The 16692-nt window shown below is 42.2% G+C and carries 12 protein-coding genes; 2 read left to right on the top strand and 10 right to left on the bottom strand.

What is annotated here, in order from left to right:
* Window positions 1-27: 27 nt before the first annotated feature.
* Window positions 28-3786 (bottom strand): helicase-exonuclease AddAB subunit AddA, encoded by a 3759-nt coding sequence (addA, locus tag AC6CHU_RS14130; protein ID WP_159866148.1) that lies wholly within the window; start codon window positions 3784-3786, stop codon window positions 28-30.
* Window positions 3764-7267, bottom strand: coding sequence for a helicase-exonuclease AddAB subunit AddB (gene addB, locus AC6CHU_RS14125; RefSeq protein ID WP_498122110.1), 3504 nt, complete (start codon window positions 7265-7267; stop codon window positions 3764-3766). The genes addA and addB overlap by 23 nt, the downstream gene beginning before the upstream one ends.
* Window positions 7268-7412: 145 nt before the next feature.
* Here addB and AC6CHU_RS14120 point away from each other — a divergent pair, with 145 nt between their 5' ends.
* Window positions 7413-8564, top strand: coding sequence for an MFS transporter (locus AC6CHU_RS14120; protein WP_159866144.1), 1152 nt, complete (start codon window positions 7413-7415; stop codon window positions 8562-8564).
* Between the two features lie 42 nt (window positions 8565-8606).
* On the opposite strand, the gene AC6CHU_RS14115 is transcribed toward AC6CHU_RS14120, so the two are convergent.
* The 4 genes from AC6CHU_RS14115 to AC6CHU_RS14100 form a co-directional block, all read right to left on the bottom strand.
* Entirely contained in the window at window positions 8607-9146 is a 540-nt protein-coding gene (locus tag AC6CHU_RS14115; protein ID WP_498122108.1) for a GNAT family N-acetyltransferase, read from the bottom strand.
* A gap of 70 nt (window positions 9147-9216) precedes the next feature.
* The gene (locus tag AC6CHU_RS14110; RefSeq protein WP_159866140.1) at window positions 9217-10395 is read right to left on the bottom strand and encodes a thiolase family protein; all 1179 of its coding nucleotides are present in this window, start codon (window positions 10393-10395) and stop codon (window positions 9217-9219) included.
* Between the two features lie 58 nt (window positions 10396-10453).
* Window positions 10454-11194 carry a 3-oxoacyl-ACP reductase FabG gene (gene fabG / locus AC6CHU_RS14105; RefSeq protein WP_159866138.1) on the bottom strand — a complete coding sequence of 247 codons (741 nt, stop codon included), beginning with the start codon at window positions 11192-11194 and terminating at the stop codon, window positions 10454-10456.
* 77 nt (window positions 11195-11271) lie between these two features.
* The gene (locus AC6CHU_RS14100) at window positions 11272-11460 is read right to left on the bottom strand and encodes a hypothetical protein (protein WP_498122106.1); all 189 of its coding nucleotides are present in this window, start codon (window positions 11458-11460) and stop codon (window positions 11272-11274) included.
* A 130-nt stretch (window positions 11461-11590) separates the two neighbouring features.
* Between AC6CHU_RS14100 and AC6CHU_RS14095 the strand changes: the two genes are divergently transcribed.
* The gene (locus AC6CHU_RS14095; RefSeq protein WP_159866136.1) at window positions 11591-11917 is read left to right on the top strand and encodes a hypothetical protein; all 327 of its coding nucleotides are present in this window, start codon (window positions 11591-11593) and stop codon (window positions 11915-11917) included.
* Between the two features lie 67 nt (window positions 11918-11984).
* Here the strand turns inward: AC6CHU_RS14095 and lepB are convergent, their stop codons facing one another.
* The 4 genes from lepB to AC6CHU_RS14075 form a co-directional block, all read right to left on the bottom strand.
* Window positions 11985-12539, bottom strand: a complete 555-nt coding sequence (gene lepB / locus AC6CHU_RS14090; RefSeq protein WP_159866238.1) for a signal peptidase I — start codon at window positions 12537-12539, stop codon at window positions 11985-11987.
* Window positions 12540-12566: 27 nt separating this feature from the next.
* Complete coding sequence (locus AC6CHU_RS14085; protein WP_159866134.1) at window positions 12567-13190, bottom strand: TVP38/TMEM64 family protein; 624 nt, start codon at window positions 13188-13190, stop codon at window positions 12567-12569.
* Between the two features lie 131 nt (window positions 13191-13321).
* A complete protein-coding gene (locus AC6CHU_RS14080; protein ID WP_201306551.1) occupies window positions 13322-14251 on the bottom strand; it encodes an LCP family protein in 930 nt (309 codons plus the stop codon).
* Between the two features lie 282 nt (window positions 14252-14533).
* Complete coding sequence (locus tag AC6CHU_RS14075) at window positions 14534-16522, bottom strand: S9 family peptidase (RefSeq protein ID WP_159866132.1); 1989 nt, start codon at window positions 16520-16522, stop codon at window positions 14534-14536.
* Between the last annotated feature and the right edge of the window lie 170 nt (window positions 16523-16692).

Genomic DNA, 16692 nt, shown 5'->3' with positions numbered 1-16692 from the left:
CCGGCAAGTCCCCTTGCCGGCTTATTTCTATATCTTTATTGTATGAGCTCCGTCAAAGAAAAACAGGTATCTTTCATTAACTTCCCTTTTTAAAATTTGTTCCAATGCTCTGGTGTACATGTCAATCTGAATTTTGTACCTGCCTTCGAGAACGGGTTTGGCTTCAGCAAAACCTCCCTTAAAGCGGCCTGTAATTCCATCTGTTTTATAATCCAGAAGCACCAGACCCTGCTCATCTTCAAATACGCAGTCCACAATCCCCTGAATAAGAACTGGTTCATCTTCCCCTTCCCAATCAGAATAGATATCCCGTGCCGGGAAAGATAAACTGAATGGGATTTCTCTTCGAACCAATTTCGCCTGAACAATTCTCTGTCCCAGTTTGGTCTCGAAAAACTGTGTAATCAGCTCCGGCTCAATGCTGGCACGCTGCTCTTCCGTAAGCAATTCACTGTGAACCATCTCATCCATTTTAGAGGATATAGCTTCCACTGTTGCTGGCCGGCTGAAATCAATATGCTGCATGACAGCGTGCATGGCAGTACCCCGTTCAGCTGGTGAAAGGGATTTTTCCTGCATAAATCGAGGCCTGCTGAGCATTGGTTTACTAATTTTACGGATTAACTCTGTGCCGCTGTCTTCTTCAGAAAAAATCTCCCGCTGCCGCTTCACTTCCGAAACAGACTGTTTAGATCGGGCGTGAGCCGCCTGCTTAAAGGAATATTTCCAGGAAAGCTGTTGTTCAACTTTATCTTTATAATCTGATTCAGCAGGTACAGCTTTTCCTTCATAAACCAATTGCAGCAGATCTGTTTCGCCCTCTTTCTCTTCTCCTGAGAGAACAGCAGCTTCTTCACTTTTTATTATGGATATATTCCAGCATGATGGGTGTTCAAGTATGTCACCCGGAACAAGAGGATGCACCGGCATTTCCCCTCTTAATGCCTCACAATCCCGATGCCGGACAAGAGATGGGCCAATCCAGTCCAGGTAGCTGTTTGCAGAAGCCCTGTCATACTCATTCAGGAGCCAGTCTTTATGCTCTGAAGCCTGCAGCCACTTATTCAATTTATTATCTGCACTTTTAACAGACGAAACCAGATATAGCTTTTCCTTCGCCCTCGTTAAAGCAACATATAGAACCCGCATTTCCTCTGCCAGCATTTCCATTTTCTTTTTTCGTTTAAATGCAATCTGCGGCAAAGAGGGATATGAAATTCGTTTCTCGGCATTGACATATTTTGCTGCGAACCCGAATTCCTTATCAAGCATATATGGCTTTTTCAGATCCATTGTATTAAAGCTGCGGGCAAGCCCTGCAATAAAAACAAAAGGAAATTCCAAACCTTTACTGCTGTGGATCGTCATAAGGCGGACCACATCTTCCTGCTCACCCAAAGCGCGGGCAGCACCTAGATCATCGCCTCTGTCACGCATTCGTTCAATAAATCTTAAGAAGCGGAATAATCCTCTGAATGATGTTGCTTCATATTGTCTGGCTCTGTCATACAATGCACGAAGGTTTGCCTGCCTCTGTTTTCCGCCCGGCATGCCGCCGACAAAATCATAAAATCGGGTTTCTCTATACAGATGCCAAATCAGTTCGGAAAGTGAACCCTGACGCGCCATTATTCGCCATTCTTCAAGAATATCAAAAAATGGCCGGACTTTTTCATATAGTTCTCCCATTTCAAGGGTTGGGTGATTCCGGCAAAAAGAAGTTAATGCTTCATAAAACGAACCCCTTTTATTATGGATTCTGATTTGTGCAAGCTCTTCTTCGGTCAGCCCCAAAATAGGAGATCTAAGAACCGATGCCAGCGGAATATCCTGATACGGATTATCTATTACTTTTAAAAGTGACATCACAATCGCTACTTCTGTTGCTTCAAAATAACCGCTGGAAAGATTGGCATAGACCGGGATTCCCTGCTGTTTGAATTCCTCCATAATCTGCGGAGCCCATGTCATGGACCGAAGCAGTATAACAATGTCTCTGTATCTGGCGGGACGTCCAGATTGGGTCTTTGTGTTGAATACTTCTTTTCGATTTTTAATGATTTCTTTTATTTTCGATGCCATATATCTGGCCTCTAGCTGTGACTGGGCTAAATCTTCACTGTCAAAACCCTCAACCATGGATTCAGAGTCTGGTTCACTCTTCTCATTTCCTTCAAGGTCAATAATAGCAAGCTCAACAGGCTGCTCCTGATCCTCTGAATAGGGAGCTCCTTTAACTAGTTCAGCTGACAGGTCATATTCTATTTCACCAACAGCCGTCCCCATAATCTGCTTAAAAATATAGTTGGTTCCATGCAGAACTTCTTTTCGGCTTCTGAAATTCCTCGCCAGATCTATTCTAAGCCCTGCTTTTTCACCGTCCCTGTCAAACCTGGTATACTTGCCCAGAAACAGATTAGGCTCTGCCAGACGGAAACGGTAGATCGACTGCTTAACATCGCCTACCATGAATAAATTCCCGTTCTCTTCTGAGTCTGCCGTCACCAGCTGCAAAATAGCTTCCTGAACCATGTTGGTATCCTGATATTCATCAACCAGAACTTCCTTAAACTGATTTCTGCAGACAAGAGCAGCTTCTGAAGGCATAAGCCTTCCCTCCTCATCCTGTGAAGAAAGGATTTCAAGGCAATAATGTTCTAGATCAGCAAAGTCAACAAGCCCTTTTTCAGTTTTAACCTGTTCAAAACGAAGAGAAAATGCTCTAACTAACGAAACAAGCTCATCGATATGCGGCTTCATTTCCGCCATATCACGCATGAAGCTCTCCTGTTTACGGAAAAATAGTTCTTCCTGCAGGCTGGTTATGATTTTCTTGGCCTGATCCCTGAGTTTTTTTGCCTTTTCGACCAGTCCTTCATCATATTCATCGCCCTTACACGTTTTGGCTCTGCCAAAAGACCATGATTGCATCGCCTCATACAGCATCGTCCAAGAACTGTTCTTCGCTTCAATAAGTGTATTTACAACGTGCAGATCTGCGATAAAGTTCTCAGCTCTCGGAGCCGGCCCCCCTGGAAGCTTTGTCAGCTCTAGCCCATATTCAAGCAGCTGTTTGGCTCCTTTCAGCTGAAGATCAATATCCTCCAAAAGCGAGCGGACAAATGGCAGCTGCTCAAGGCTGCTGACACCGTCCACATTATACATCTCTGCAATTGAATCAAGATACTGGTCTGGTGAAGGGTTGGAACGGGCAAAATCGTATAAGTCCCTTATTATATCTTGTAGGGCAGTGTCACTTCTATCGTTTGTAAAAGTGTCGACAAGCGCAAAGAATCCTTCATTTCCCTCTTTGCCGTATTCCTCCTCAAAAAGCTCTTCGAGGACTTCATCCCTCAATAGCTGTGCTTCTGTTTCATCGGCGATCCGAAACCCCGGATCAATATCGGTCATGTAATAATATTTGCGGATCATTTCTAAACAAAATGAGTGTAAAGTCGAGATGGATGCTCTGTTTATTAAGCTTACCTGTTTTCTGAGGTGAGCAGACCTCGGATTAACATTAATAGCTTTTTCAAGAGCTTCACCAATTCTGTGCCTCATTTCTGCTGCCGAGGCGTTTGTGAAGGTAACAACCAGCAGTTCATCGACATTAATAGGGTCTTCATCTGCAATAATCTTATTGATAATCCTTTCAACTAAAACAGCCGTTTTCCCTGATCCGGCCGCTGCAGCCACCAGGATATCCTGGCCCTTGGCCATAATTGCTTTCCATTGGTCATCAGTCCAGGTTGCATCTTCCGGCTTAGGCGGTATCGCCATTCTCATCGCCCTCCACCTCCTTCTTGATGATTTCTATCATGTCTTCTTTTGGCTTAGGAGTAAATAATCTGTAATCATTGGTTTCAAGAGATTCGTCAAATTGGCACACAGATTTATAGGCACAAAATGTACAAGGAGTTTTTTCCTTCATTTTATATGGGGCAATCTCCACATTGCCCTCTGTAATCTTGTTGCCTGTATTTCTATACATCTTTCTAACATAGCTGCGCAAATAATCAAACTCCTGCTTGCTTGCAACTTTAGAGCGCTTTGAAAGGGTGCCATCCTTTTTGAAGCCAGCTGAGATAATGGATGAGTCGCCTGTTTCAAGAGTCTGATCCATTAACCTGATAACATTTTCATCTCCAAGAAGCAGGCCATTCATTTTGAATTTCTTATAAAGTTCCTGCTCGATATCCTCCAGTGTCAGCATTTTTGAAGTACTTACAATTGGATTATGGACATGGAAGTAAAGAACTCCTGCCGGATCTGCTTTTGTTCCGATTAAAGAGCTCGAATGAGCAATTATGATGTCCAGATATGTCAGCATCTGCAGGGCAATGCCATAGTAAACCTCACTTACATTCAGATCTTTAGAACTGGATTTATAGTCAATTACCCGTAAAAATGTCCCGTTCGCATCCTGGGCTTTGTCTACTCTGTCAATTCTGCCGACAAGTTCCATTTTAGCCCCGTTCTTAAGAGGAAAAGCAAGCGAAGGAAGCTCTCCTTTTGGACCAAATCCCAATTCAAGTCCTACTGGCGAAAATCCGCTTGATTTTGCATGCTCGCTGATAACATAGGAAGCCCGGCTGATAATTTGCTCAAGCTTTCTCTTAATATAATGATGCCTGTTCGAGCTTAAGAGGATTTCATTTTGAAGTTTAGGTGCAAGCATTTCAACTGCTTCTTTTGCAAGAATCTCACACTGCTCCCTTGTCATATCTGTCCATGAAAGTTTCTGAGTCATTACTGTTTCTGCAATAAATTTTAAAGCAGCATGGAAAAGATCCCCGATATCCGGTGCTTCAAGCCGGTATACCTGTCTTTCCCGCAGCCTTAGTCCATGCTGTGCAAAATGGGAGAATGGACAGCTATGGAATAATTCCATTCTGGAAACACTCGCCTGAATATGATCGCCATACAATTCTTTACTGACTTCTCCGCCTAGCTGAAGTGTCCTGTTTTCATAATTCAGGCTGGAAAGCACCTTTAATGCAGGCCTTCTCCACTGCTCGTTTTTTAGATAAAAGTTATAAACATCCCACCAAAGGTCATAAATTGGATAACTGCGCTTTTTTAACTGAAGCTGAGAAGTCAAATACGATAATGCTGTATTAAGGTTATCAGCATATTCCAGCTGCTCCGTTTCCGGGAGCTCTGCCGGATCCGTCATAAAGGAATGGTGCCTGCAATCAGGAAATAAATCTCCCAATCTCTTAATATAAGGTGAAGGCATAAGTGCTTTCCCTTCTTCATTTGCCAGTGGATAGCTGATAAAAAGTTTTTCTGATGGAGTAACAAATGCTTTATAGGCTATAAAATCCTCATCAAGAAGTCGTGTACGGCTTCCTGGCGCCAGCTTCATACCGCTCGTGTTAAGTATCTCCCTGTCGTCATCCGCCAGCACACCGTCCTCTGCGAATTTGCCAGGCAGTACCCCTTCATTCAGTCCAATGACAAAGGCAGCTTTAATATCGGTTAGCCTTGACCTTTCCAAATCCGCCGCCATAACCTGGTCGATTGCAGGCGGAACAAGAGTAAAGCGAAGCGACTCCAGTCCGGCATCGAGTATGGAAGCAAATCGCTTAAGCGTCACTTCTTCGTCACCAAGCATTTCTACATATTGATCCAATAGCTCCATAATGGAATTCCACGCTTGTCCATGTTCCCTGGACTTTACAAGGTTCCCTTTCTCCTCCTGGACAGTTTTCCACTTTTCAATCTTCACAGGTACATCCAATTCTTCCATGTATAAAAATAATGCTTCACAAAGGCCACGGCCATCAAGAGCCTTTCTTAATCGCCTATGCAGCCTTAATATTGGGCCTGTAATCATTTCGCGCAGATCATTTAACTCATCTTCCACTTTTTTCTCGGCATCAGTCTGGGCAACTGCTTCAAACTCCAGCCCCCTGATTCTTCTATAAGTCCACCTTTTCTTTTTCGTCCATTTATCGCCTTGAATTCCATATGCAAGAACATAGTTCTCAAGTCTGTCCATTTGCTCACGAAGTTTTCCCGGGCTTATCCGGGATGGAAATATCAGCTCCGTTTTTACAGCTCTGAAAATCGGTTCATAGCGCCAATTCCCGTTGATTATTTCTAGTGTTGAACGAATTAACTCAACTAGGGGGTGATTCATCATGGTTCTTTTTTGGTCAATAAAAAATGGGATATCATAGTCCCGAAACACTGTTTCAATTATGTCATGATATTCATGCCCGTTTCTTGCCAGTACGGCAATATCACGATAGCGGTAGCCCTCTGTGCGAACAAGCTTATTTATTTTTCTGGCTAGACCTTCAATTTCGGCCCTCCTGTTGACAGCCTGTCCAATGTGTATGTCTGCTTCCCCTGAAAATGGCTCGGCAGGTCTGCTGTCAAAGTGTGCCTCAAGATGTTTAAGTGAAGGGATGCTCCATCTTTTTTGTTCTGATAGGAGTATTTCTTCCACATCCAGCATGTTGCGGGAAGTCATTTCTTTGATTGTCTGATAGTTTTCTCCCGGCATTCTGAACAAATGAAGCTCATCTGAAGCATCACTATGCGGCTGGTCAAGCGTTAAAGTGATTGTGACGTTTCTGCATTGCTTCATCAGCTGTTCAACAATTGCATATTCCTGTGGTGTAAAGCTGTAAAAACCGTCTATATAAACCTCGGCATTTCTCAGGTACTCCGAATGAGAGGCTTTTTCTGCAAGCAATCGGAAATAATCCTCTGAATCTGTATATTTGCCAGAAAGGGATTCTTCGAATTTTTTATAAATTACCTCAAGATCATGCAGTTTATCCTGGAGTGCTTTATTTGCATTCCCGTATTCCGAGAGCTGATTTTGTCTTTCAGCCAGTTCATCGGGATTTACACAATAACGTTTGAATTCAGTCATTATTTGTTCAACTTGCTGAATAAAGCCATTTTTATCTGCAGCTCTTTGGAAAAGTTTAAGCTCATCCTTTTTGTCTTCAATGATTTTGCGGATTAGCATATTTATGCCTACACTATTAAGATGGTATCTGCTCATGCCTCCTGTTTCCTGAAGAATTCTCCAGGCGAGCCGCGTGAAAGAGTATACCTGGCTGCGGATCATTCCGCCAAGGCCGGGTGTTGTAATTAATTTATATTCTGAAAGGAACGTCATTTGTTCCGGCACTAAATAAATGATTGGATCTCCATCCGGATTAAACCGCAGTTCATCTCGGATTTCGTTCAGGCAGTATTCCGTTTTCCCGCTTCCGGAACGGCCTATCAATAAACGTACGGTCATATTTTTCCTCCTAAAAAAGCTCTCTTACATTCATATTTTATCATATAAGCTGTTCAATTTTTTGAATGGAGTTTTTCGAAATACTGGAAGTGACAACTTTCTGCTATTGTGGTCAGTGCATAAAATATAGCGGCAGGTGATATGGATGAACTCAAAATCGGTCTTGATTGCAACTTCAGTCATTTTGACAGTTACAGGTATTTTTGTCGCCAGTAATATTTATACACTGATTCCTATTTACGGAGAAATTGCAGATTCATATAAAGTAAATGAAAATCATATTGTCGCAGGGGGAAGCCTTTTTGCCATTTTTTATGCTGCCGGCCTGTTATTTTTCGGACCTGCTTCCGATACATTTGGCAGACGCAGAGTTATTATTGCAGGTTTGCTTGCTTCTGCTATATCTACCTATGCCGTCGGGCTTTCTCCTAATCCAGAAGCGCTCTATATTACCAGGTCGATTCAGGGAGTGACCCTTGGCAGTTTTGCCCCTGTTGCCTTTGCTTACTCTTTTGACCTTTTTCAGCCAAGGAGCCGTACGCTTCTGCTGGTTTTCATCAACACAGGGTTTCTTGCTGCAGGCATACTTGGGCAGCTGATCAGTTCGGCAATTACTTTTTATTATAAATGGAACTATGCTTTTTATTTTTTTGCTGTTTGCTATTTCATCCTTTTCCTTGTCTCGTATAAAATACTTCCGCCTGCTTCCCGTCCATTTAATAAGGAGACTTCCACTTTTGCTGTTATGAAAAAACTAATAAGACAGGGACGCCTGCTCAAATGCTACGCTATTACCTTTACTCTTCTGTTTTCCTTCGCAGCTTTCTATGATGCAATGGGCAGAAATTTCATGGGAACGATGGAGGATTTATTCACAATAAGGGCAGTGGGTTTGATTGGGGCACTCTTGTCACTCTTTACAGGAAAATTAATTGAACGGATTGGGGCTTACTCCACATTGAAGCTTGGTATATTTTTGGGGACAGTCAGCATTATTAAAATGTTTTTCTTCAGCAGCACAAATGCCCTGATGGCTATTTCCATCCTGTTTGTTGCATCCATATCCCTTCTTGTTCCCACAGTTATCACATTGATTGGCATGCTTGCAGGGGCGTACCGTGCAAAAGCTCTATCTCTCTATTCTTTTATACTATTGACTGGTGCAAGCCTTGCACCTCCAGCGGCGATGTTTCTTAAATTTCATCATATATTGTTTTTGCTTCTTGCATTCTTCCTTCTAAATTTTGCTCTTTGTTATTTTTTATCAAAAGAAACAGCTTTTGATCTTCAATCATAATAATAGGCTGAGCGCGGAGCCATATCCCATATCCGCGCTTTTTCACGTTTTCCATTCCTTTCTGAGAAGACCGTATAGATACATATCATGCCGTTTTCCATCTCTTTCAAGAAATTCCCTGTAACAGCCTTCTCTCTGAAATCCAAGACTTTCATAAAGTGTCCTGGCTCTAGTATTATACGAAAATACTGTCAGCTGCAGTCTATGCAGATTCAGTTCCCTGAAAGCATAGCGCATCAGGCATTTCATAGCTTCTTTTCCATACCCTTTTCCCCATTTGGTTCCATCTGGAATGGCTATGGTAAGCCAGCCTGTTCTGTGCGGCCATAAAATACCGTTTAATTCTGCGTAGCCGATCAATTCATTTGCCTCTTTTAACCTGAGCGAAAACCTGAAGGTATCCTTGGGGCATTCATCAAGCCACTTCTTAATTTCTGTTTCCCGTTTAGGTTTGACTGGAAGAGCATCCAGATTTCTCATGGTTTCTTCGTCCGAATGCCACTCGATTATCTTTTGGATATCTTCGTCAATAAATGACCCTAAAATAATATTGTCCCCTGATAATATCGTATTGCTTAACACTTGTATCACTCCCTGGAAAATTATTAGGAGAAGGAGTATATGGAAAGGAAAGAGCCCCCGAAGGAACTCTTTATTCGTACATTTCCACAAAAACTGTGGCTCCCATTCCGCCTCCAACACATAGAGATGCTATTCCTTTATGGCCGCCTCTCCTCTTCAGCTCATGAACTAGACTCACAACAAGACGTGCACCTGTACATCCAATGGGATGGCCAAGACTGATACCGCTTCCATTTACATTTACTTTTTCCCGATTTAAGCCAAGCTCTTTCTCAACCGCCAAATATTGGGCTGCAAAAGCCTCATTCACTTCAATCAAGTCTGCTTCTTCAAGGGACCAATTGACATGTGGCAGGCCCTTTTTAATTGCCGGAACAGGCCCTCTTCCCATTACCTTTGGATCTACACCCGCCACAGAGAAGCCGGCAATCCTTGCCATCGGCTTCAGTCCCTTTTCTAAAGCCAGGTCTTCGGGCATTAGGACAAGTGCTGCTCCGCCGTCATTCAGACTTGATGAATTTCCCGCTGTTACCGATCCGCCTTTTCTAAAGACCGGCTTCAAGCTGCTCAGCTTTTCCGATGTTATATCTGTACGAGGGTTTTCATCTTTTGTAATGGTTACTTCCCCTTTCCTGCCTTTAATAGTAACTGGCACGATTTGCGAATCAAAGTAACCGTTTTCAATTGCGTGTAATGCTCTCTTATGGCTCAGCAATGCCACTTCATCTTGCTCTTCCCTTGTAATCGAATGTATTTCTGCCAGGTTTTCTGCCGTTTCTCCCATCATAATATGATGGATTGGATCTTCAAGAATCTCCCATACTGTGTCCGTAACCTGCCCATGCTGCATGCGTGCGCCCCAGCGATGCTGTTTTAATACATAAGGACTGGAGCTCATGGCTTCTACTCCTCCTGCAATCACGATGTCTGACATGCCTGATTGTATTTGCAGCGCAGCAGAAATAATGGCCTGCATACCGGATGCACATTGTCTCTGGACTGTAAACCCTGTTGTCGTATCGTCAAAGCCCGCAAGCAATGCTGCTGTTCTTGCCGTATTCGGCTCATCTGTACGCTGGATGCAGTGTCCCAAAATGACTTCATCCACCTCACTGCTTTGCAAACCGCTTCTTTCCGAAGCCTCTTTTAATACAGGTACAATTAAATCTGTTGGCAGAAGGTCTTTAAAAGCTCCTCCAAATGTACCTACTGGTGTTCTGACTGCTGATGTAATTACAACATTTCTCATCCTTATTTCCACCTCGTTCATTATCTGATTACCTGAGCACCTGCTCAGAGTCAGGTTATTACATCATAATACCGCCATCTACATGCAGGACAGTGCCATTCACATAATCAGATTCATCTGAAGCAAGAAAAAGATATGCATTCGCAATATCCTCCGGTTTTCCCAGCCTGCCCAGTGGAACCATGCCCTGCATTTGGCCAATGACCTTTTCCGGCACTTTTGCTGTCATGCCTGTAGAAATAAATCCCGGAGCAACAGCATTTACGTTAATTCCTTTTCTGCCAAGTTCTTTTGCCCATGTTTTGGTCATTCCCACCACACCCGCTTTGGCTGCTGCGTAGTTTGTCTGTCCAATGTTTCCATAGATCCCAGAAACCGAAGATGTATTGATAATTTTTCCGCTTCCCTGCTCCAGCATGAAAGGAAGCACTGCTTGTGTACAATGGAAGACACCTGCCAGATTCACGTCAATAACCGCATGAAAATCGTCCTTAGATAATTTTGCAAGCATACCGTCCCTTGTTATTCCTGCATTATTGATAAGGATATCAATTTTTCCAAATGCGGCTTTTACAGCTTCCGCCATACTGTCTATGCTATGCCTGTCAGCTACATTTACCTGAAAAAACTCTGCATTTAAGCCTTTTTCTTTAAGCTCTTGAGCCCTGGAGATTCCCATATCTTCATCATAATCTGCAATGGCTACAGTCGCTCCTTCACCAGCAAACCTTTCTGCTGCAGCGAGACCAATCCCATTGGCAGCACCTGTAATAATGGCAACTTTACCCTTAAGCCTCATTAAATGCACCCCTCTATATATTTGATTATTCGGATATTAAAGACTAAAACAAAATTAATAAACATGTACATCAGCTTTTATTCGACAAAGCCCGCAGATTCTCCTGTATCCCGTGCGCGTTTTATTTTCAAGCTGTTCAGCGAACCCAAGGCCGGCGTCGAGTCTTCTCCCGCAGGGCTTTGAATAAGCTTCCTTGAATAAACACCGCACGAAAAATGGAGAATCAGCTCAGTAAATAATTTATAAAAAAGCAGCAAACCATTCAAAAACATCCTTGTAAAAAATCCTGATCCTTTCAATAAAAAAGATGGGAATTTTTCGAATCGGTTTAACTGCAGTCAAAAAAGGCTAAGAAATAAAAAACAATAGACAGCAAATTGGAAAGGGGCAATTTTAATGAAAGTTGTTTATGGATTGATGGCACAAAACGGAGACGCAAAGGAGCTGTTATGGGACTTGGGATTTTGGGAAAGTGAAGAATTAGCAAAGGATTACTTAAATTCCGAAATGGCCAAATCACGCGGAATTACAGTAGAACCCTTTAATATTAATGACGCTATACCCATTCATCCGGAAGAAATGGAAGAAGAAAAAATGGCTGCCTGCTCCCTTTGCGGAATTGAATACAATCGTGAAGATGTGAATATGACTGACTATGATGAGAACGTCTGTGTAAACTGCGAACCAGAATATAGAGAAAACCCCAATTTGCATGTTATCTAAAATTAGTCATTCCTGCAAAAATAAAAAGGACTCGACTAATCATCGAGTCCCTTTACTGAAATACCTGCTAGAATGACGCATCCATTTCATCAAGCGGCCAATAGCGAAGGTTTACTTTTCCTACAACCTGGCTGACTGATATAAATCCAAAATGCCGGCTGTCCCAGCTTCCGAGGCGATTATCCCCCATAACAAATAGTTTGCCCTCCGGCACTGTTTCCGTTCCCGTCATCTCGAGCAGTGTAAAATCACCTGTAAGTTTTCCTCCTGAGGTTTCTTTCCGGTATTTATCCAAGTATGGTTCATCCACTTTCTTGCCATTAATAAATAATTCATCATTACGGTATGCAATTTCATCCCCTGGCATACCTATTATTCTTTTTACAAAATCCTCTTCATCATTATGATGGAAAACTATTACGTCAAAGCGCTCTAAATCGCTGACCTGATAGCCGATTTTATTGACAATCAGCTTATTTCCATCCTGAAGAGTAGGCATCATGGATTCACCTTCTACAACGTAATTGGAGAAGAAAAAAGTCCGTATAAAAGCAAAAATAATGATGCCAATTGCAAAAGCCTTCAGCCATTCCGCTCCTTCTTTTCTCAATCCTTCCTTCACCATGCATCTCCCCTAGTACTTACGCATTCAATGCTTTTTATTCCCGCGGCCTTTTTCTACGCTCATATTCATCTTTATTTCAATAATTTTGCCGACATACCAAAGAATGAAAATGACCAATGCAACAATGGCAGTCCGAATTGGCTGCGTTATTAAGGATCTGATATCGTATCCGACAAAGCTTATTGTAAAAATCATCACTATTTTTCCAGTCAGAACTGCCAGCATATATTGAGCAATACTGATATTTGAAAGCCCGGCTACAATATTGACAACCGCTGAAGGTGTAAATGGAAAACAAAGAAGGATGAACAATGGCCCAAATCCATGCTTTTCAACCCATTTCATAAGCTTCTGTACCTGCTTATGATTTTTCAAAAAACGGAGTATTCGTTTCTGGCCATATTTTCTGACCAGCAGGAAAACAAACAAGGCCCCTGCCACAGCTCCGACCCAGGAGTATAAAAATCCCAGCCAGAGACCAAATGCACTCGCATTTGCCATTACAAACAAAAACAGAGGCAGAAAGGGCAAAAATGCTTCTAGCATTGGAAGCAAAATACCGGGAAGAGGCCCAAATGAACGGTACTCCCGGATTAAATCCATTATATTCTCTAATGTAAACCAATCTTTGAGCAGTTCAAAATCCATTAGTATCTCCTTGTCCAATATGCAGCAATAACTTAGTCAAATCGTTTTGGTAAAAAATAAGGTTCCCCTAGTTTTACCATTTCCCCTTATATTGTACACCTAATCCGCCAAAAACAATGTTTTTGCCTATTTTATTTAGACAGAAATTCATGGATTGCCGCTTTATTCGCCTCCTTATCTATGCCCAATACCGCAGCACCATTTATTCTCTGGTTTTCAAATGTCCCATCAACAGGAACACGAAGAGTATCTACATTCCTGTTATCCTTCGATAAGAAATCTTTTCCCATATACAGGATATCACCTGTGTTCATATTGGTATTAACAAAAGGAGTTACCACCCCGATTAATTTTGGAAGCTTCGTAATGGTCTGTAGGCTTGTAAACTGGCTTGCTACTTCTTTCATAACTTTCTGCTGGCGTTCCACTCTTCCAAAATCCCCTACTGCATCCTGCCTGAATCTGACGTACCCTAGGAGATGCTCTCCATCAAGCCGCTGCAGGCCTGGTTCCAGAGTAACACCTATATTAGCTGACATTCTCTTTTCCACGTCAATTTCCACTCCTCTTGGAAAAGCTTCATCAATTAAATGGACAAAGCCTTCAAAGTCAACAATGGAATAATATTTAATATCTATATCAAAGTTCTCCTTTAGTGTCTGCCTCAATAACTCAGGTCCTCCATAAGCAAGTGCTGCATTTATTCTGTCTTGCCCATGGCCCGGTATATCCACATACATATCTCTCATAAAGGAAATAAGCTTATATGTTCCCTTATCAGGATGATATTGAGCAACCATGATCGTATCTGCCCGTGATTTCTCTTTTCCCCTTGCGTCACTTCCAAGAATCAGGATATTCGTCCCGCCATATTTATCTTTTTCGCCATTAAATTCAAACTCTTCCGCCTGTATATTTGCTTCTCCTTCTGTCTGGGAGACGCCTTGCTTGAACTGAAAATACGAATAGCCAAGGGTTCCTGCAATCAAGAGAAACAGAATCAGGAGGACAGATTTCCATTTTCTTTTCTTTTTCTTCTTTTCATATCTATCTGATCTCATTAGTATAAGTCCTTTCTATGCAGTAAAATTATAAATTCGGCCGCAGGCAGGGAAATACCCTCACCTTTATTCGACTGCTGTTTCTATAAAAAAGTTTCGATATCATTGCTGGTATATCCTGCATACCCTTATATTCTGCAGATAAATTGAATTCTTTGCAATTTATTTTTAATAGTTTCTGCCTTCTGTATGAAAACTGACTTCATTGATATATCGGCGATTTTCATGTTACTTTACAGCATTAATTAAAAAAACGCAGACCCTAAGGCCTGCGGTTACAATTTAGAGATATTCATCAAACCAGCCGGCAATGTAATTCAGACGGCTGATTCTTAAATTCGGTTTTCCGCTTCTTGAAAGCTCATGATTGGCTTCAGGGAACCGGACAAATTTTGCTGTCTTCCTCCGATGCTTTAAGGCAATAAATAATTGCTCTGCCTGTTCAATTGGACAGCGATAGTCTTTTTCGCTGTGCAGAATCAGGAGTGGTGTATTTATTTCATTCGCATAAGCAAGCGGAGAATGTTTCCATAATTTCTCTATATCATTCATATCACTTTTGATTTGCCAATCAGTAAAATAGTAACCGATATCGCTTACTCCATAAAAGCTGATCCAGTTGGATATGGAGCGCTGAGTGACTGCTGCTTTGAACCGGCTGGTGTGTCCAATAATCCAGTTGGTCATAAAGCCTCCATAACTTCCTCCCGTTACGCCAAGCCGTTCTTTATCGATGAAATCGAAGTTTTCGAGCGCATAATCGACAGCATCCATAATATCCTCATAATCCTTGCCCCCGTAATCTCCTCTGACAGCATCTACAAAATGCTGACCATATCCATGGCTCCCCCGAGGGTTGATATATAGTATCGCATATCCTTTTGCAGCGAGGCATTGGAATTCATGGAAATAAGAATTGGCATACATAGCATGTGGCCCGCCATGGATCTCAAGCACAAGCGGCGCTTTTTGGCCTTCTTTCAGATCGGCAGGCTTCATGATCCAGCCATGCAGGTCCCACTCATCCGAAGATTTAAATTGAATTGGCGCTGCATCTGCCAGCTCCACTCCGCTCAGGAATTCTTCATTGACACTTGTCAGCTGTTTCAATTCCCCTGTCGGAACATCAAGTAAAAATAGCTCTCCGGGAGATGACGGCTTGCTGATAGCTACAACCGCTTTATTGATAGTCCCGCCTGTCGTCAGCCCATATACATGCTGCTGATCCAGCAGAGCTGGATATAATTCCCCTTCTAAAGATCCATAATAAACAACGGTATTGCCATGATCAGTTGCAAGGAAATAAAAGCTTCTGCTGTCCTCCGCCCAAAGAATTCCCGGTGTTACTGCACCCTGCTGGAAATCTCCGATGGCATAATCACCGGCCAATATGTCAGATTCTGCCGTCAGGCACTGAAGTTCTCCAAATTCGAGATTATAAACCCATACTTTGGTATGTGTTGCGTTTTCGTATTCCCTTTCATGTCCAAACAATCCTATTTGTTTTCCATCTGGTGACCATGACGCGCTTCCAAAATAACCTTTTCCATCTGTAATTTTTTTTATGTCTTTTGTGTCAAGATGGATGATATACACATCGCTTAAAAAAGAAAAATCCTTATCTTCACTCAAATCTGCCGAAACAGCAATCCATTTCCCATCTGGTGACCAGTCCTGCAACTGAAAATCATGTTCACCAGCTGTTACATGCTCCACCTCGCCAGTTGCTATATCGATGAATGCAACCTGCCTGTATCTTCCGTTCCAAAAGCCCTGGGCATCGGATTTGTGTTTCATTTTTTCGATTTCAATCGGAGTTGGCATTTCTTCCTTGTTTTCTTGATTTTCTTCCATTGTTTCCGCGTCTTCACCCGGTTTTATTGAAAGATTGAAGGCAATCTTCTTTCCATCAGGGGACCAAACAGGATTTGAAGCACCATTCGCACAATGAGTCAGCTGTCTGGCTTCTCCTCCTGCTTTGCTCATCACATAAATCTGCGGCTTGCCTCCCCTGTCTGAAACAAATGCAATTAACTCCCCATCTGGAGACCAGCGGGGTGAATGATTTCGGTGTTTGCCGTAAGTCCACTGAACAGGCTTATTGCTTTCAGCGGTATTAATATAAAAGATATTTGAACTATATGTATTTTCTTCTTCAAGCATTCTGGTCTCTACAAAAGCCAGATCATTTCCATTCCTGGAAAGCTGCGGATCAGCTACAGATTTTAATTGATAAAGATCTTCTGGTTTAATTGTCCTTTTTTGCGTCATTTATTTTATCCTCCTAACTGTGCTGTTCTCCTTATTTCGACATCAGAAATAAAATCCCTGCCAATAAGCTGCATGCTGAAATTTTTTTTAATTATTGGAAATGATGAAGTATAACAGTATTTCGACAAATATAGGCTCTTGCAAGATAAAACATTCCTTTGTAAAATTAA

Source organism: Cytobacillus sp. GQ23 (assembly GCF_059758675.1).
The sequence above is the reverse complement of the archived record's forward strand: the minus strand, read 5'-3'. Positions and strand labels throughout refer to the sequence as shown.